Annotated in this window: 16 protein-coding genes; 6 read left to right on the plus strand and 10 right to left on the minus strand. The window is 73.4% G+C overall.

Going from position 1 to position 16,056, the window contains the following annotated elements:
- Positions 1-24: 24 nt before the first annotated feature.
- The gene (locus F8R89_RS07510) at positions 25-2,823 is read right to left on the minus strand and encodes a penicillin acylase family protein (protein ID WP_151783223.1); all 2,799 of its coding nucleotides are present in this window, start codon (positions 2,821-2,823) and stop codon (positions 25-27) included.
- A gap of 233 nt (positions 2,824-3,056) precedes the next feature.
- Here F8R89_RS07510 and F8R89_RS07520 point away from each other — a divergent pair, with 233 nt between their 5' ends.
- Together F8R89_RS07520 and F8R89_RS07525 are read left to right on the plus strand one after the other, a co-directional pair.
- Positions 3,057-3,662 (plus strand): hypothetical protein, encoded by a 606-nt coding sequence (locus tag F8R89_RS07520; RefSeq protein ID WP_151783224.1) that lies wholly within the window; start codon positions 3,057-3,059, stop codon positions 3,660-3,662.
- A gap of 122 nt (positions 3,663-3,784) precedes the next feature.
- Entirely contained in the window at positions 3,785-4,513 is a 729-nt protein-coding gene (locus tag F8R89_RS07525; RefSeq protein WP_151783225.1) for a 3-keto-5-aminohexanoate cleavage protein, read from the plus strand.
- 7 nt (positions 4,514-4,520) lie between these two features.
- Here F8R89_RS07525 and soxR read toward each other — a convergent pair whose 3' ends face one another.
- Positions 4,521-5,012 (minus strand): redox-sensitive transcriptional activator SoxR, encoded by a 492-nt coding sequence (gene soxR, locus F8R89_RS07530; protein ID WP_108706126.1) that lies wholly within the window; start codon positions 5,010-5,012, stop codon positions 4,521-4,523.
- A 118-nt stretch (positions 5,013-5,130) separates the two neighbouring features.
- Between soxR and F8R89_RS07535 the strand changes: the two genes are divergently transcribed.
- The gene (locus F8R89_RS07535) at positions 5,131-5,592 is read left to right on the plus strand and encodes a MaoC family dehydratase (protein WP_151783226.1); all 462 of its coding nucleotides are present in this window, start codon (positions 5,131-5,133) and stop codon (positions 5,590-5,592) included.
- A 19-nt stretch (positions 5,593-5,611) separates the two neighbouring features.
- Here the strand turns inward: F8R89_RS07535 and F8R89_RS07540 are convergent, their stop codons facing one another.
- The 3 genes from F8R89_RS07540 to F8R89_RS07550 all read right to left on the minus strand — a co-directional run bounded on the left by F8R89_RS07540 (position 5,612) and on the right by F8R89_RS07550 (position 7,811).
- Positions 5,612-6,235, minus strand: a complete 624-nt coding sequence (locus tag F8R89_RS07540; protein WP_151783227.1) for a TetR/AcrR family transcriptional regulator — start codon at positions 6,233-6,235, stop codon at positions 5,612-5,614.
- An 86-nt stretch (positions 6,236-6,321) separates the two neighbouring features.
- Positions 6,322-6,570: a YiaA/YiaB family inner membrane protein gene (locus tag F8R89_RS07545; RefSeq protein WP_151783228.1), complete on the minus strand. Its 249-nt coding sequence runs from the start codon at positions 6,568-6,570 to the stop codon at positions 6,322-6,324.
- Positions 6,571-6,659: 89 nt separating this feature from the next.
- Complete coding sequence (locus F8R89_RS07550; RefSeq protein ID WP_151783229.1) at positions 6,660-7,811, minus strand: acyl-CoA dehydrogenase family protein; 1,152 nt, start codon at positions 7,809-7,811, stop codon at positions 6,660-6,662.
- Between the two features lie 66 nt (positions 7,812-7,877).
- Here F8R89_RS07550 and F8R89_RS07555 point away from each other — a divergent pair, with 66 nt between their 5' ends.
- The 3 genes from F8R89_RS07555 to F8R89_RS07565 all read left to right on the plus strand — a co-directional run bounded on the left by F8R89_RS07555 (position 7,878) and on the right by F8R89_RS07565 (position 10,323).
- On the plus strand, positions 7,878-8,519 hold the full coding sequence (locus F8R89_RS07555; RefSeq protein ID WP_151783230.1) for a TetR/AcrR family transcriptional regulator: 642 nt from the start codon (positions 7,878-7,880) through the stop codon (positions 8,517-8,519).
- 53 nt (positions 8,520-8,572) lie between these two features.
- Complete coding sequence (locus F8R89_RS07560; protein ID WP_151783231.1) at positions 8,573-9,283, plus strand: ArsR/SmtB family transcription factor; 711 nt, start codon at positions 8,573-8,575, stop codon at positions 9,281-9,283.
- A gap of 89 nt (positions 9,284-9,372) precedes the next feature.
- Entirely contained in the window at positions 9,373-10,323 is a 951-nt protein-coding gene (locus F8R89_RS07565; RefSeq protein ID WP_151783232.1) for a DMT family transporter, read from the plus strand.
- 24 nt (positions 10,324-10,347) lie between these two features.
- On the opposite strand, the gene F8R89_RS07570 is transcribed toward F8R89_RS07565, so the two are convergent.
- The 5 genes from F8R89_RS07570 to F8R89_RS07590 all read right to left on the minus strand — a co-directional run bounded on the left by F8R89_RS07570 (position 10,348) and on the right by F8R89_RS07590 (position 15,971).
- Entirely contained in the window at positions 10,348-11,430 is a 1,083-nt protein-coding gene (locus F8R89_RS07570) for a Zn-dependent alcohol dehydrogenase (protein WP_151783233.1), read from the minus strand.
- Positions 11,431-11,518: 88 nt separating this feature from the next.
- A complete protein-coding gene (locus F8R89_RS07575) occupies positions 11,519-12,907 on the minus strand; it encodes an aldehyde dehydrogenase family protein (protein ID WP_151783234.1) in 1,389 nt (462 codons plus the stop codon).
- Positions 12,908-13,054: 147 nt separating this feature from the next.
- Positions 13,055-14,392 (minus strand): ABC transporter ATP-binding protein, encoded by a 1,338-nt coding sequence (locus F8R89_RS07580; protein WP_151783235.1) that lies wholly within the window; start codon positions 14,390-14,392, stop codon positions 13,055-13,057.
- A gap of 198 nt (positions 14,393-14,590) precedes the next feature.
- Positions 14,591-15,367: a class F sortase gene (locus F8R89_RS07585; RefSeq protein WP_225994345.1), complete on the minus strand. Its 777-nt coding sequence runs from the start codon at positions 15,365-15,367 to the stop codon at positions 14,591-14,593.
- Positions 15,357-15,971 carry a hypothetical protein gene (locus tag F8R89_RS07590; RefSeq protein WP_151783236.1) on the minus strand — a complete coding sequence of 205 codons (615 nt, stop codon included), beginning with the start codon at positions 15,969-15,971 and terminating at the stop codon, positions 15,357-15,359. The genes F8R89_RS07585 and F8R89_RS07590 overlap by 11 nt, the downstream gene beginning before the upstream one ends.
- Between the last annotated feature and the right edge of the window lie 85 nt (positions 15,972-16,056).

A 16,056-nucleotide genomic window follows, 5' to 3' on the forward strand; every position in this document is an offset into this window, starting at 1 on the left:
GCCCCCGCGCCGGCACCCCGCCGGTCACCGGTGCGAGGCGAACTCCACGACCTGCTGGTAGGTCGGCCGGTTCTGCCAGCTGATCTTCCCGTGCTTGATGCCGCCCAGGGTGCGCTGGACGATCGCGTCGGCGCACCACTGATCGCCCGCCGCGCACTGGTCGTCGCCGGGGTAGACCTGGGCCGCCGTACGGCCGGCCGCCTCCTTCAGGGTGCTGATCAGCAGGTCCCGGCAGGCGCTGAGGCTGCCGCCGCCGCAGTAGGCGCGGTCGAGCGGGCCCCGGACCGGCTCACCGAGCACCGCCCGGATGTCCTTGTCGACATAGCTCCACCAGCCGTACTGGAAGGAGCTCCCGGCGTGCGATCCGGTGGGGCCGTGCCCGGCGGACGGTGCCTCGTCGACGGGCAGGTTGCGCTGCATCGCCGTGAACAGGGTGCTGCCGAGGCCGGGTTCGAACTGGGCCTTCACCAGCCGTGGCCACCAGGCGTCGAGGATGCGGATCGCGTCGGCGTCGGCGTACTTCTTGGAGCCGGCGGAGGTCTCGGTGCGCCGGGCGCCCGCCGCCACCCACGCCTGGAGTTTGCTCACCGCCGCTGCCGCCGTGGAGTCGGTCACCGGGGTACTCGTGACGACCCTCAGCAGGCCGGGCAGCACGTCCTCGGCACGCAGGTCGGCCAGGCCCGCGTCGGCCATCGCCTTCACCAGCGCGGCCCGGGTCACCCCGCCCTTCGCGACCAGCGCGCGCACCCGGTCGTCGAGCAGGTCGCCCCGGTGGACGGAGCCGTCGCCCCAGGGCGCGGCGCTGTAGTCGGCGGCCTGCTTGTTGTTCCAGGAGATGTAGTAGTCCTGGTCGACGGAGTTGGGGTGCTCGGACGCCGGGGTGTACTGCGCGGTGTTCCCCGCCGGGTCCCAGCCCCGCCACTCGTGGGCCGGGCGCGCCCAGACCGGGAAGTCCGCGTCGACGCCGGCCGCGCGGACCGGGTTGTCGCCGCTGTTGTAGTAGGCGGTGTGCGCGGAGTCCGCGTAGAACCAGTTGAAGGTGTAGTTGATGTGCTGCGTGGCCCGCTGGAAGTCCGCCGGGCCCTTGACGTAGTCGGGGTCGTTCAGCATCTGGAAGCCGATGATCGAGTCGACCTCGTGCAAGTACGACGAGCGCAGGCTGGTGTAGGCGACCTTCTTGCCGCCGACGGTCGCCCGGTGCGTCACCGGTCCGTACTTCGTGCGCCACACCCGCATCGTGTACGAGCCCGCGGCGGTGCCGTCGGCGGTCGTCGGCTTCCAGGCGTTCTTCTGCTCGACCTTGTCCATCGCGGTGCAGGTGCCGCGGTACAGGTAGTGGTGGTCGTCCTGGCACAGCTCGACGGCGTAGGTGTCGATGATGTCCTGGCCGGAGGTCGTGGCGCTCCACGCGTAGTCCTGGCCGCGCCCCAGCTCGACGTACATGCTCAGGCCGGCGAAGGAGGCGCCGCGCGCGCTGATGCCCGGGCCCTGGATCTCCTGGAGCAGCAGCAGCTGGGGCGCGAAGTAGCCGGTCTGCGGCCCGAAGACGGCGATCGGACGGCCGCTCGCGGTGTGCTCGCCGCTGACGACGAGCGCGTTGGACATGCCGCGCCGGGCCGAGCCGAGGGCGGCGGCTCCGGCCTTCGCGGAGGCACCGCCCGCGGCGGCGCCGGCCGCGCTGCCGGTCCGGTCGTACACCAGTGGCTCGTCGGTCACCGAGCCGGCGTCGGGCAGGGCCGTGCCCTGCGGGTCGGCGGGCTTCGTGGCGTACGGGAAGCTCTTGCCGTGGACGGTGACGGCGGCCTCGGGGTCGTTGCGCTGCCGGAACGACTCCCACAGCCGGGTGCCCTCGACGACGCCGTACTTCTCCTGGGCGGCCAGCAGGGAGAGCGCGTTGTCGACCTCGCCGCCGCCTCCCGAGCCGAACAGGGCGCCGATGACGGAGGCGAGCGCGACCAGGTCCGTGAGCTTGAAGTGCTCGATGGTGCCGGCGTTGGTGATCGCGTCCTTGTGGCCGGTCAGGACGTACTCGCCGGGGAAGTAGCGGCCGCTGTCGGAGGCGTCGATGTAGCTGTTGACGCCGTCGAGGTAGGCCGTGGCGTCGGCGAGGGCCTGCCGGCCGCGGTCGCCGCCCTTGGCGACGGCACTGTCGATCTGCGCCTGCAGTTCGGCCTCGGTGTAGGGCGCGCTGCGCCAGAACTGCTGCTCGAGGCCCTGGTTGGACGGGGCTCCGCCGGCGAAGGAGGTCAACTGACCGCGTCCGACGTGCCGGAACACGTCCATCAGCCACAGCCGGTCCTGGGCTGCCGCGTAGCCCGCGCCGAACTCGGTGCCGTAGCGGGTGGTCCCGGTGATGTGGGGCACGCCCGTCTTCTTGTCCCGGACGATCGTCACGTCGGTGCGTCCGGCGGGCTTCAGGGTGGAGGCGACCTGGTCGGAGGGGACGCCGAACGAGGCGTCGTTGAAGAAGGTGTTGACGGTGGCGTCGGTGAGTCCCGTATGGCCCTTGGCCAGGGCGGCGTAGGGGCCGAGCTGGTCGGAGGCGTGCTCGGGCAGGGTGCCGAAGGCCTGGTTGAGCAGGATCTGGGCCAGGGTCGCGTTGCCGTTCTGACCCGGCGGGAGGATGTCGGAGCAGCGTCCGCCGCAGTGGTCGGTCACGGCGGCCGGCTCGGCGGCGGCGGCCCGGGCGGCGGTCACCGCCGGGGAAAGGGGTGACAAAAGTCCGGCAATCAACGTGCATACGGATGCGGCCTTCAGGAACCCGGGGAATCCGCCGGGAGTTCTCAGTGCGGCTGGGGCGTTGCGTGGGGTACGCCGTGGCATGGCAGCTCCTACCGACGAGGGTGGGCCGGGACGTTACCGGCGGTATCCCCGGGATTGAAGATGAACATGCGTCAGGTTTCCGAGTCGTCAGGGCTCGCTGGGGAAGTCGCCGGACATCGGAGGGAGCCGAATCGCGTGTCGATACGTCTATTCGTCAACGCCGCGCGGGAAGGAGGCGCGGTGTCGCCGAAGTGACCGAAGTACAGGTGCAGGTGTGACGGAGGTGCAGGGCGATGGCAGGTTTCCGGAGTCTGGCGAGACAGGTGCGCGATCCGCGGTGCGACCTGGCACTGCGGCGTTATTCACTGCGCAAGTGCCTGGAGCGGTTCGCTCCGTACGGGCACAGGGCGACCTGGGACCACTTGTGCTCCCGGGCGGGATTCGGTCCGGAGGACCGCTCTCCTGAGCCGGCGCGGCTCGTGGCCGCGTTGGAGGAGCTGGAAGAGGCGCGTTCGGTCTGGCTGGCCTACGAGGTGGCGTTCGCCGAGCGGCGCAAGAAGGAGAAGCACGACGGGCTGCGCAGGCCGGGCAGCGTGGACGACTGGCACCGGCTGACCTGGGGCGGGTTCGGCGTCGCCTGGTGCGACGACCCCCGGGTGCACCCGCGGGAGCCGCTGGCCGACGTGCTGCGCAAGCTGATCTCCGCGCTGGAGCGCGCGCCGGGCTCGACCTGCCCGGTGTGCGACGGGGACCGGCTGGTCTGGAAGTACGACCTGGCCCATGAACCGTCGTCGGGCCCGGTGTGCACGGACTGCGGCATCGTGGTGCCGCGTCCGGTTCTCACACCGGAGGCACTGGCGACGGCGCGCCGCGGACGCCGGTTGCTCATGTCCGCATAGGGGGACGCCCCTGCGGGGGTGACTCAAGCACGTCGGGGGTGCGCCGGGGATGCCGCACCCCCTCCCTCGGGACGCGCTGCCGCGTCCTCACGCTGTCGGTGCCGCATGGCACCATCGGTGACATGGTCCAGGTCTGTCTGAACGGTTCACGGGGAGCGGGCGACGGCACGGCCGTACCGCTCACGCCGTCGGCCCTCGTGGAGTCGGCCGCCGAGGCGGTCGCCGCCGGGGCCACGGATGTGCACGTCCACCCCAAGTCCCCCTGCGGGCGGGACAGTCTGTCCGGACGGGTGCTGGCCCCGGTGCTCACCGCGCTGCGGGACCGGGTGCGGGTGCCGGTCGGGGTGACGACCGGCGCCTGGGCGGAACCGGACCCGGCGGCGCGGGTGGCGCGCGTCCGCGCATGGACGGTCCTGCCCGACCACGCCTCGGTCAACTGGCACGAGCCGGGCGCCGAGGAAGTGGCCGCCGCGCTGCTGGAGCGGGGCGTGGGCGTGGAGGCGGGCATCTGGTCCGGCACGGACGGCGCGGCCCGGTTCGCCGCGTCCCCGCTGGGTCCGAGGGTGCTGCGGGTGCTGGCGGAGGTGACCGACCCGGACCCGGACGCCGCGGTGACGACGGCCCGCGCGCTGCTCGCCGAGCTGGGGCCCGCCCACGGCCGTCCGGTGCTGCTGCACGGGGAGGACGGGGGCGCGTGGCCGGTGCTGCGGCTGGCGGGCCGGCTGGGACTGGCGACCCGTATCGGCCTGGAGGACACGCTGTTCCTGCCGGACGGCGAACGGGCCGCGTCCAACGCCGCGTTGGTGAGTGAGGCGCTGAAGTGGCTGCCGGGCGGCCCGCGCACGGGGTGACGTGCGGTCAGGAGCGCCCGGCGTCCTGCCGTCGCCCGTTCCCCCGCTGCTCGGCCAGCAGGCGCGAGCCCGTCAGCCGTTCACCCGTGATGTCGTCGGGGTTGGACAGCACGCAGCCGTCGAGGGAGAGACAGCCACAGCCGATGCAGTCGGTCAGGTGGTCGCGCAGACGGTTGAGCCGGCTGATGCGTTCGTCGAGCTCCGAGCGCCATGCCTCCGACAGCCGCGCCCAGTCCTCCCGGGTGGGCGTGCGTTCTTCGGGGAGTTCGGCGAGCGCCTCGCGGATCGTGGCCAGCGGGATGCCGACGCGCTGCGCGGCCCGGACGAAGGCGACGCGGCGCAGGGTGTCACGGGTGTAGCGGCGCTGGTTCCCGGAGGTGCGGCGGCTGGTGATGAGGCCCTTGGACTCGTAGAAGTGCAGGGCGGACACCGCGGCACCGCTGCGGGCGGACAGCTGCCCGACCGTGAGCTCGTGGATCTTCTCGGGGATCTGGGGCACGCCCCCAACCTACCCACCGTGTCACTCCCCCGGTCCGTTGACAGGCATCCCCCGGCCTAGCATGCTAAGCAGTTGCTTAGAGTGCCGTTCCGAGACATGTGACGCGAGAGGCCTGGACATGGCAGAGCCGAGGATCTTCACCGGCGCCGACGACCTGAAGGCGGCGGTGGGCGAGCAGCTGGGGTACACGGACTGGCTGGAGGTCGACCAGAAGCGGATCGACACCTTCGCCGAGGCCACCGGGGACCACCAGTGGATCCACGTGGACCCGGAGAAGGCCGCCGCCGGCCCGTTCGGGACGACGATCGCCCACGGCTATCTCACGCTGTCGCTGCTGCCGCTGTTCGGCCCGCAGCTGATCTCCGTGGAGGGCGTGAGGATGGGCGTCAACTACGGCACCAACAAGGTGCGTTTCCCCGCCCCGGTCCCGGTGGGCTCGCGGCTGCGCGCCACCGCCGTCATCACGGACGTCACGGACGTGCCGGGCGGGGTGCAGGTCAGCGTCGCCTTCACCGTGGAGCGCGAGGGCGGGGACAAGCCGGTCTGCGTGGCCGAGTCGGTGTCCCGGTACTACCTCTAGAACAGCCCTTCGGCCGGGGCTACTTCGCCCCGACCATCCGCAGCACGAGGTCGGCGTACAGCGCGCCGACCTCGTCCGGCGTCCAGGGGCCGGACACGTTGAACCAGCGGGCCACGTCGATGCACAGGGACAGCACGGCGAGGGTGGTGCCCTTGACGTCCAGGACGTCGAAGTCGCCGGCCGCCACGCCGTCCTCGATGATCCCGCGCACCTCGGCGTCGCACTGGCGGCGCAGGGCGAGGATCTCGGCGCGGGCGTCGGGGCCCAGCGAGTCGAGTTCGTACTGCACGACGCGGGCGGTGGTGCGCCCGCCGGCGTGCCAGCGGACGAAGGAGCCCACCGCGTCGGCGAGCCGCTGGGCCGGGGTGCCCTCGCCCCGGGCCGCCGTGCGCAGGATCTCCAGCGCCTTCTCGTGGCCGATGCGGCTGATCCGGTGGAGGAGCTCCTCCTTGGTCTTGTAGTGGATGTAGAGCGCCGCGGGGCTCATCCCGGCGCGGCCCGCGATGTCGCGGGTCGTGGTGGCGTGGTAGCCGCGCTCGGCGAAGGCCTCCACGGCGGCGATCAGCAGCCGCCGGGCCGCGTCGGGCGTGACCTCACCCCACGCCGACGTCTCGCCGCCGGCCGTGTCCTCCGCCGTACTCATCGCTCACTCGCCCCTCTCGCTGACCGAGGCTCCACCATACCGCCCCAGGTGAGCGGGCGCTTAGCGCGCGGGGCGGCCCCGGACCCTCAGTGCTTGGGGAAGGGCGGGTAGGCGGGCGGTGCCGTCGCGTCCTGGCGGTCCCGGATCACCTTGGCGAGGGTGAACGCGGAGGTGACGAGGTACAGCACGGCGATCGCCAGGAAGGCCCGGACCCAGGCGTCGGCGTTCAGCTTGAAGATGCCGATCGCGGTCGCGGCCATGGCGACCGCGAAGGAGGCGACGGCCTGGCCGTAGAAGGCCGCGGTGTTCTGGGGCTTGCCCGATGTGTCACTCATGGGCCCATGCTCGGGCCGCCGCGGCCGCTCCGGTATCCGTCGGGGTACTCAGCCCGTACTCAGAAACCCCGGAACCTCCGGGCCGGTGCTCAGAACGCGGACACCCCGGTGAGCGCCCGGCCGATGACCAGCTTCTGGATCTGGCTGGTGCCCTCGTAGAGGGTCATCACGCGGGCGTCGCGCAGCAGCTTGCCCACCGGGTACTCGTCGATGTAGCCGTAGCCGCCGAAGACCTGCAGGGCGTTGTTGGCGGCGCGGACGGCGGCCTCGGAGGCGAACAGCTTGGCCTTGGAGGACTCCACGGCGAACGGCTGCCCCCGGTCGATCAGGTCGGCGACCCGCCAGGTCAGCAGCCGGGCCGCGTCCACGTCGACGGCGATGTCGCTGATCAGCTCCTGGACCAGCTGGTGCCCTGCGATGGGCTTGCCGAACTGCTCGCGCTCCCCCGCGTAGCCCACGGCGGCGTCGAGCGCGGCCTGGGCGATGCCCACACAGCCCGCGGCGACCGACATCCGGCCCTTGGCCAGCGCCGACATGGCGACGGAGAACCCCTTGCCCTCCTCGCCCACCCGCGCCGACGCGGGCACCCGCACCCCGTCGAGGACGAGTTCGGCGGTGGCCTGGCCGCGCAGGCCGAGCTTGCCGTGGACGGTGTGGCGGGTCAGGCCGGGCGTGTCCGTGGGCACGAGGAAGGCGGAGACGCCCTTGTGGCCGGGCGCGTCCGTGGAGCGGGCGAAGAGCAGCACGACGTCCGCCCAGGTGCCGTTGGTGATGAACATCTTGGTGCCGGAGATGACGTAGTCGTCGCCGTCGCGTACGGCCCGGGTGGCGAGGCCGCCCGCGTCGGAGCCGGTGCCGGGCTCGGTGAGGCCGAAGCAGCCGACCAGCTCGCCCGCGGTGAGCCCGGGCAGCCAGCGCCGCTTCTGCTCCTCGCTCCCCCAGGCCGCGATCGTCTTGGCGACCAGGCCCAGCGAGACGGAGACGATGCCGCGCACGGACGAGTCACCCCGGCCCAGCTCCTCGGTGACCAGGCAGTACGCGAGATGGTCGCCGCCCGAGCCGCCGTACTCCTCGTCGATGGTCAGGCCCAGGAAGCCGACCTCGCCGAGCTTCTTGACGATCGCGCGGTCGACCTCCTCGGCGCGGTCCCAGGCGACGGCGTGCGGGGCGATCTCACGGGCGACGAAGTCCCGGGCCAACCGGCGGACGGCGGCCTGCTCCTCGCTGAGCTCCAGGTTCATGCGGCGGACACCTCACCATTAAACTAACACTGCTAGTTTCCATCGGGCAGCCCTACTATGTGCGCCATGGCCCGACCGCGCAAGCCCCTCCTCAGCTACGACCGGATCGTCGCGACGGCCCGCGAACTCGTGGACACGGAGGGCCTGGCGGCTCTCTCCACGCGCCGGCTCGCCGCCGAACTGGGCGTCAGCGGTCCCTCCCTCTACAACCACTTCCGCACCAAGGACGAGATCCTGGAGGCGGTCGCCGACTCGGTGAGCGCCCAGGTCGATCTGTCGATGTTCGAGGACGGCCGCGACTGGCGGACCGCGCTGCACGACTGGGCCGTCTCCTACCGGGCGGCCCTGCGCGACCACCCCAACATCGTCCCGGTGCTGGCGCGCGGGCCCGGCCGCCGCCCGGCCGCGCTGCGGCTCGCGGACGCCGTGTACGGCGCGATGGTCGAGGCGGGCTGGCCCGCGTCGCAGGCCACCTCCATCGGCGCGCTGATGCGGTACTTCATCATGGGCTCGGCGCTCGGCTCGTTCGCGGGCGGCTTCGTGGACGACGCCAGCGCGTACGACCCCGCCGACTACCCCCACCTCGGCCAGGCGCACCTCCTCGCCGAGCAGCAGGAGAAGGTCGACGAGCGGGCCTTCGAGACGGGGCTCGCCGCCCTGCTGGACGGGCTGGCCGCGCAGTACACGCGTCTGACCGGCCAGGGCTGAGGCGGGGCACTCTTCGGCGCGGACCGAAACGTCCGTGCCCCATCCTGGGAGGCATGACCTCCAGGGAACCCCAGGCACCGCGGCTCGCCCGGCTCGCCGCGCTCATCGCCGACGAGACACGGGCGGCCTGTCTGCTGGCCCTGCTCGACGGGCGGGCCTGGACCGCCGGGGAGCTGGCCCGGCACGCCGGGGTCGCCCCGTCGACCCTCAGCGAGCACCTCGGCAAGCTCGTCGCGGGCGGACTCCTCGCCGAGGAACGGCAGGGGCGGCACCGGTACGTACGGCTGGCCGACGCGCGGACCGCGCAGCTGGTGGAGGACCTGGTGGCGCAGGTGAGCCCGGGCGCCCGGCCCGCGCCACGGAACCTGCGGGAGGCCGGCGCCCACTCGGCGATGGCCCGCGCCCGCACCTGCTACGACCATCTCGCCGGGCGGCTCGGCATCGCGCTCACCGACGCGCTGACCGCGCGCGGGCTGCTGCGCCAGGACACCGGGTTCGCCCTGACCGACGCGGGCGTCGGCTGGTTCGGCGCCGCCGGCATCCCGCTGGAGCGGACCGGGCGGCGCCCGCTGGCCCGCGCCTGCCTCGACTGGACCGAACGCCGGCCGCATCTCGCCGGGGTCGCGGGCGCCGCCCTGTGCCGGCACGCGCTGGACACCGGGTGGTGCGTACGGATCGGCTCGGAGCGGGCCGTGAAGGTGACCGCCGCCGGTGAGCGGGCGTTCCTCGGCCTGCTCGGCGTCGAGGCGGGCTCCCTGCGCTGACGGCCGCCGTCCGAAAACCACTTTCGCCGGGCCCCGTTCCCGGTCCACGATCCACCGGTCCCCACCCGCCCCCTTCCGACGCTCGGAGCATGATGACCTCCTCCCCCGCCTCTCCGTCCCGCCGTACCGGGCTGCTCGCCGCGGGCGCCGCCACCGTCACCGTCGTGCTGTGGGCCTCGGCGTTCGTGTCGATCCGCCGCGCGGGCGAGGAGTACTCGCCGGGCGCGCTCGCGCTCGGACGGCTGCTCGTCGGCGCCGCGGTTCTGGGCGCGCTGTGCCTGATCCGGCGGGAGGGGCCGCCGCCCCGGGCGGCCTGGCCCGGCGTCGCGGTGTCGGGCCTGCTCTGGTTCGGCCTCTACAGCGTGGTGCTGAACTGGGGCGAGCAGGAGGTCGACGCCGGCACGGCGGCCCTCGTGGTGAACGTCGGGCCCCTGCTCATCGCCCTGCTGGGCGCCCGGCTGCTCGGGGACCCGATGCCGCCGCGGCTGCTGGCCGGGATGGCGGTCTCCTTCGCCGGGGCGGTGACCGTGGGCGTGTCGATGTCCGGCGGGGGCGGCTCCTCGGTGCTGGGCGTGGGCCTGTGCCTGCTGGCCGCCGTCGGGTACGCGGGCGGGGTCGTGGCGCAGAAGCCCGCGCTGGGGCACGCGAGCGCCCTCCAGGTGACGACGTACGGGTGTCTGGTGGGCGCCGTGCTGTGCCTGCCGTTCGCCGGGCAGCTGGTCACGGACGTGGCGCACGCCTCGCTGCCGGCCACGCTCCACATGGTCTACCTGGGGGTGTTCTCGCTCGCGCTGGCCTTCACCACCTGGGCGTACGCCCTGGCCCGTACGACCGCCAGCCGGATGGGCGCGACGACGTACGCGGTGCCCGCGCTGGTGGTGCTGATGTCGTGGCTGGTGCTGGACGAGGTGCCGGGGCTGTTCACGCTGGCGGGCGGGGTGCTGTGCCTGGCCGGGGTCGCCGTGTCGCGGTCGGGCGGGCGGTCCGCCCGGGTGGTGGCGAAGACGCCGCGCACCGGGCGGACCCACGAGTCGCTGTGACCGGACACTGGGCGCCGGGGCCGGTCAGAAGACGACCAGGGCGCGGCCTCCCTTGCCGGCGAGCATGTTCTCGAAGGCGGCCGGGATGCCGTCCAGGGCGATCCGTTCGGTGACCAGGGCGCCGAGGTCGAGGCGGCCCTCGCGGACGTGTGCGGCGAGGACGGGGACGTCCCGCGCCGGGTCGGAGTTGCCGTAGACGCAGCCGGCGAGGGTGCGGCCCCAGTGGAAGATCTCCAGGGCGTTGAAGGTGACCTGCTGGTCCTTGCCGCCGATGCCGACGACCGTGGTCCGGCCGCCGCGCCGGGTGGAGTCCCAGGCGGCGCGGATCGTGGCGGCGCGGCCCACGCACTCCACGGCGACGTCCACGCCCTGCTTCCCGGTCAGGCCCCGGATCTCCCGGGCGGTGGTGTCGGACGCGACGACGTAGTCGGTGGCGCCCGCCGCGCGCGCCAGCTCCTCCTTCGCCGGGGAGACGTCGACGGCCACGATCCGCCCGGCGCCCGCGATGCGTGCCGACTGGAGCGCGGCCAGGCCGACGCCGCCGACGCCGAACACGGCGACGCTCTCGCCGGCCCGGACCCGCGCCGAGTGGTGCACGGCGCCGTAGCCGGTGAGGACGGCGCAGCCCAGCAGGGCGGCGTCGGTGAGCGGCACACCGTCCGGCAGCGGCAGGACGCAGTTCACCGGGACGACGGTCTCCTCGGCGAACGCGGCCACGTTCAGGCCGGGGTGGAGCTCGGTGCCGTCGGCGGTGCGGGCGTGGACGTTCGCGGCGCCGTTGAGCGCGTTGGCGCACAACCACACCTCGCCGAGGCCGCAGGCGTGGCAACTCCCGCAGGAGGGGGCCCAGTTCAGGACGACCCGATCGCCGGGCGCGACGCCGGCCACCCCCTCGCCGACGGCGACGACGGTGCCCGCGCCCTCGTGGCCGAGCACGGCGGGGACGGGGACGCGCATCGTCCCGTCGGACAGGGACAGGTCGGAGTGGCAGACGCCGGCGGCGGCGAGCCGGACGCGGACCTGACCGGGTCCGGGGTCGGGCAGGACGATCTCGGTGACCTCGAGCGGGGCCCCGACGGCGGGCAGGACGACGGCGCGGACGGCCATGACGGACGACTCCTCGGTGCGCGAAGGACGGGTGGCGGGCCTCAGGACTGCTGGACCCCGGAACTGCGGGACCTCGGAACTGCGGGCCTCAGAACTGCAGGGACTTGGTCTGGAGGTACTCGGCGAGGCCGTGGGCGCCGAGTTCCCGGCCGACGCCGGACTGCTTGTAGCCGCCGAAGGGGGCCAGCGGGTTGAACCGGCCCCCGTTGATGTCGACCTGGCCGGTGTCCATCCGGCGCGCGAAGGCCACCGCCCGCTCCTCGTCCGCGGCCCACACGGCTCCGGCGAGACCGTACACGGTCCCGTTGGCGATCCGCAGGGCGTCCTCCTCGTCCTCGTACCGCAGGATCGACAGGACCGGCCCGAAGATCTCCTCCTGGGCGATCGTCATGTCGGGGGCGACGTCGGCGAAGACGGTCGGGCTGACGAAGTAGCCCTTCTCCCGCGGCGCCTCGGGGCCGCCCGCGACCAGCCGGGCCCCTTCGGCGACGCCCTTCTCGATGTAGCCGAGCACGCGCTCCTGCTGCCGGGCGCTGACCACGGGGCCGATGCGCTCGCCGTACTTCGCGGCGGCCTGCGCGGCCAGCTCGACGGCCTCGTCGTACTGGTCGCGGTGGACCAGCATGCGGGTCCAGGCGCTGCAGGTCTGGCCGGAGTTGGACATCACGTTGGCGACCCCGACGTTGACCGCCTTGGCCAGGTCGGCGCCCGGCAGGACGACGTTGGCGGACTTGCCGCCGAGCTCCAGGGCGACCTTCTTGACGGCGGCGCCGGCCACCGAGGCGATCCGCCGTCCGACGGCCGTGGAGCCGGTGAAGGAGACCAGGTCGACGCCCGGGTGCTCGGCGAGGGCCTGCCCGGCGACCGGGCCGAGCCCGGTGACCAGGTTGAAGACGCCCGCCGGGACCCCGGCCTCGTGCACCGCCTCGGCGAAGAGCTGGGCGACCAGCGGGGTGTTCTCGGCGGGCTTCAGGACGATCGTGCAGCCCGCGGCCAGCGCCGGGGCGGCCTTGGCGACGATCTGGTGGAGCGGGTAGTTCCAGGGCGTGATGGCACCGACCACGCCGATCGGCTCGTGGTACACGGTCGAGTTGCCGACCTTCTCCTCGAACGCGTACGTGCCCGCGAGCTCCGCGTACGAGCCGGCCACCGCGATCGGCACGGCCGCGTGGACGGCCTGGGAGAACTTCAGCGGGGCGCCCAGCTCGGCGGTCACCGTCGTGGCGATCTCGTCCCGGCGGGCGTCCAGGACGTCCCGCAGCGCGGTCAGCCGGGCGGCGCGCTCGGCGGGCGGGGTGGCGGCCCAGCCCGGCAGCGCGGCCCGGGCAGCCCGTACGGCGGCGTCGACGTCGGCGGCGGTGCCGGCCGGGACCGTGGCGAGGACCTGCTCGTCGGCCGGGTTCACCACCTCGATGACGTCCTGGCCGGCGGCGGGGCGCCAGGCTCCGTCGATGTACATGCCGTCGTGTGCCTTCATGGCGGTTCCTCCCGGGGCGGGCCGTCGACCGGCCGCCGCCGCGTTCGTCGTTCCGGCTGTGGTCGTCCGGTTCATAAACTAGCGGCGATAGTTTTAGTGCGCCAGGGACCCAGGGGATCGGCCCGGCCGGGAGCCACCCTCGCGCCGTCACTCCTCCAGGTCAGGCAGCCGCGCCGGGGCCGGGCAGATCCGGTCGCCGTGCTGGTCGAAGACGAACAGATGGGCGATGTCCACGAGCAGCGGCACCTGCATCCCGTGCCGCAGCGCGAGGTCGGGGGTGGTGCGCACGATGAGGTCGCCCGGGAGACGCCCCTCGGGCGGGGCCGGCTCCTCGGCCGGACCGTCGGGCTCCTCCACGGTCACCACCGGGCCGGCCCGCAGGGCGTCCACCCGGCCGCGCAGCCGCTCCAGCACGGTGCCGCCCTCGCGGCGGCGGCGCCGGCCCGGCGGGACGGGGCGCGGCGCCTCCAGGTCGGGGACGACGGCGGGCCGGGAACCGGTGTTGAAGTGGACGAGCATCTCGTGCCCCTGGAACTCCACATGCTCGACCAGACCCGTGATGTGGGTCTCGCCGGGCCGTGCGGCGGCCCGGTCGCCGATCCGCACGGCCTCCGAGCGCAGGCCCACGATGACCTCGCGGCCCTGCTGGACCCGGAGCAACTGGTGGTCCAGGCTGAGGGGTTCGGGCAGCCGCAGGAACTGCTTGCCGAGGCTGATGGTCATGGCGCCGTCGAGCGGGGCGCGGACGACGCCGCGCAGCAGGTTGATGCGCGGGGTGCCGATGAAGGCGGCGACGAAGACGTTGCGGGGCAGGGCGTACACCGTGCGCGGGGTGCCGACCTGCTGGAGGACGCCGCCGCGCAGTACGGCGACCCGGTCGCCGAGCGACATGGCCTCGGCCTGGTCGTGGGTGACGTAGACCGTGGTGACGCCGAGGGTGCGGGTCAGGCCGGATATCTCGGCGCGCAGGTGGTTGCGGAGCTTGGCGTCCAGGTTGGACAGCGGTTCGTCCATCAGGAACGCCGTGGGGCGGCGGGCGATGGCCCGGCCCATGGCGACACGCTGGCGCTCCCCGCCGGAGAGCTGACCGGGGAACCGGTCGAGCAGTTCCTCGATGCCGAGCATCCGGGCGGTGGCCTCGACCCGTGGGCGGGGGTCGTCGCCGGGCGCCTCGATGCGCAGCGGGAAACCGATGTTGTCGCGGCTGGTCATGCTCGGGTAGAGCGCGAAGTTCTGGAAGACCATGGCCATCCGCCGGTCGGCGGGCAGCAGGTCGTTGGCGTGCTCGCCGTCCAGGAGCAGTTCGCCTTCGTCGATCTCCTCCAGGCCGGCGATCATGCGGAGCACGGTGGACTTGCCGCAGCCGGAGGGCCCGAGGAGGACGAGGAACTCACCGGGCCGGATGTCGAGCGAGAGCCGGTCGACGACGCGGGCGCCCCGCGTGTACGACTTGCTCACGGCGTGCAGAGAGATGGCGCGTGTCATGGCGGCTGCCCCCGGCGGCTCACTGGTTCGCCTCGTGCGGGTCGTACGGGGCGTGTGAGTCACGGAAGTTAACGGAATGTGTGCGGCCGGGGGAAGGGAACGGGCGGGATCGGGCGGCGCGGTCCAGCACGTGAGAAAGCGGACGCTGCCGTTCAGCCCTTGCGCGGGGCTCCGTTCGGCCTTGCGCGGGACTTCCGTTCAGCCTTTGCGCGCGGGCTCGCGGGTGCCGGTGAGGTGCGCGAAGACGACCACGTTGCCCGAGTAGCCGGTCCTGCGGTCGTAGTTGCCGCCGCAGGTGATGAGCCGCAGCTCGGGACGGTCGCGCGTGCCGTACACCAGCCGGTTGGGGAACTTGTCCTTCTCGTACGCCTTGACGGCGTCGACCGTGTAGACGGCGGTACGCCCGTCGGCGCGCCGGACCTCGACCCGCTTGCCGCGCTCGAGCTCGCCGAGGCCGCCGAAGACGGCGGGGCCGGTGTTCGTGTCCAGATGGCCGACGGCGATGGCGGTGCCGGGCTCGCCGGGGGACGGCCCGTCCGTGTACCAGCCGGCCAGTTCGGGCTTGTCCTCGGGCGGTGTGGTCAGCCGGCGCTCGCTGTCCAGGCCCAGGTCCATGAGGTCGGCGTCGACGCCGATGTAGGGGATGACGATACGGGTCGCCCGGGAGCGGGGCAGCGTGCGCGGCGCCGCGGACGTGCGGGCCGGACGCGGGGCCGGGGTGGCGGCAGCGGCGGTGGTCCGGGCGCTCGCGGAGGGGGACGGGGGCGGGGTGGTGGCGGGGCCGGTGACACCGGGGCGCGCGTCACCGGCCTCGACGGCCCGGGGCTGCGGAGCCGGCGCGGCGGTGCCGGCTCCGTGGCCCTCCCGGTGGACGATCCGGTCGCCGGCCATCACCAGGACGACGGTCAGGACCGCCGTCCTGGCGAGCCGGTACGCGCGCCTGCGGTACCAGGGCCGGCGCCTTCTACGCGCCATGCGAACGGCGACGGAGCCGGAACCACATCACCCCGCCCACGGCGGTCAGGCCGACGGCGGCGGCGCCGGCGACCGTGGTGAAGGCCTGGTCACGGGCGATCCCGCCACCCCCGGCGGCCGGTCCGCCCTGCGGGGCGGGCGAGGGGGTGGACATGGAGGCCCGGCAGTCGACGGTGAACGTCTTCTCCCGGTTCTGGGCGGTGGCGCCCCGGAACTCCCAGGTCAGCCGGTACTGGCCGTCCGGAAGGGTCAGGTCCTCGCTGTGCCCGATGCCGTTGACCAGGGTCACGGCGCCGTTGAGCGTGGCCCCGCTCGGGACCGTCGGATCGGTCACGATGTTCCAGGTCACGGTCCCGACCGTCTCGAAGTTCGCCAGGTCGAGGTAGAAGCGGCAGACCCTGGGCTCGTCGATGGCGTCGCCGACGCGCGTGCGTCCGACCCCGTCCCACGGCGCCGTGTGGATCTTGACAGTGCCGTTGTCCCCGGGGGCCATCGGAGCGACGGCTCCGGCGGACGGCAGCCCGGTGAGCGGGGTCAGCGCGGCGGTGAGCGCCGTGACGGCGGCGATGCGCGCGGCTCGGCGTCGAAGAGGCGTGGTGGGCATGCGAGTCCTCCGAGTCAGACGATTTTCGTACAAATCGCTCGTCTCTGACTCTCTTTCACATCTGCCGTCAAGATCATGGAAGCAG

It is taken from the genome of Streptomyces sp. SS1-1 (assembly GCF_008973465.1).
GTDB lineage: Bacteria > Actinomycetota > Actinomycetes > Streptomycetales > Streptomycetaceae > Streptomyces.

Excerpts from the sequence above, each read along its gene's own strand:
- F8R89_RS07510 (WP_151783223.1), bottom strand. The coding sequence starts at position 2,823 with ATGCCACGGCGTACCCCACGCAACGCCCCAGCCGCACTGAGAACTCCC.
- F8R89_RS07520 (WP_151783224.1), top strand. The coding sequence starts at position 3,057 with ATGGCAGGTTTCCGGAGTCTGGCGAGACAGGTGCGCGATCCGCGGTGC.
- F8R89_RS07525 (WP_151783225.1), top strand. The coding sequence starts at position 3,785 with ATGGTCCAGGTCTGTCTGAACGGTTCACGGGGAGCGGGCGACGGCACG.
- F8R89_RS07535 (WP_151783226.1), top strand. The coding sequence starts at position 5,131 with ATGGCAGAGCCGAGGATCTTCACCGGCGCCGACGACCTGAAGGCGGCG.
- F8R89_RS07540 (WP_151783227.1), bottom strand. The coding sequence starts at position 6,235 with ATGAGTACGGCGGAGGACACGGCCGGCGGCGAGACGTCGGCGTGGGGT.
- F8R89_RS07545 (WP_151783228.1), bottom strand. The coding sequence starts at position 6,570 with ATGAGTGACACATCGGGCAAGCCCCAGAACACCGCGGCCTTCTACGGC.
- F8R89_RS07550 (WP_151783229.1), bottom strand. The coding sequence starts at position 7,811 with ATGAACCTGGAGCTCAGCGAGGAGCAGGCCGCCGTCCGCCGGTTGGCC.
- F8R89_RS07555 (WP_151783230.1), top strand. The coding sequence starts at position 7,878 with ATGGCCCGACCGCGCAAGCCCCTCCTCAGCTACGACCGGATCGTCGCG.
- F8R89_RS07560 (WP_151783231.1), top strand. The coding sequence starts at position 8,573 with ATGACCTCCAGGGAACCCCAGGCACCGCGGCTCGCCCGGCTCGCCGCG.
- F8R89_RS07565 (WP_151783232.1), top strand. The coding sequence starts at position 9,373 with ATGATGACCTCCTCCCCCGCCTCTCCGTCCCGCCGTACCGGGCTGCTC.
- F8R89_RS07570 (WP_151783233.1), bottom strand. The coding sequence starts at position 11,430 with ATGGCCGTCCGCGCCGTCGTCCTGCCCGCCGTCGGGGCCCCGCTCGAG.
- F8R89_RS07575 (WP_151783234.1), bottom strand. The coding sequence starts at position 12,907 with ATGAAGGCACACGACGGCATGTACATCGACGGAGCCTGGCGCCCCGCC.
- F8R89_RS07580 (WP_151783235.1), bottom strand. The coding sequence starts at position 14,392 with ATGACACGCGCCATCTCTCTGCACGCCGTGAGCAAGTCGTACACGCGG.
- F8R89_RS07585 (WP_225994345.1), bottom strand. The coding sequence starts at position 15,367 with ATGGCGCGTAGAAGGCGCCGGCCCTGGTACCGCAGGCGCGCGTACCGG.
- F8R89_RS07590 (WP_151783236.1), bottom strand. The coding sequence starts at position 15,971 with ATGCCCACCACGCCTCTTCGACGCCGAGCCGCGCGCATCGCCGCCGTC.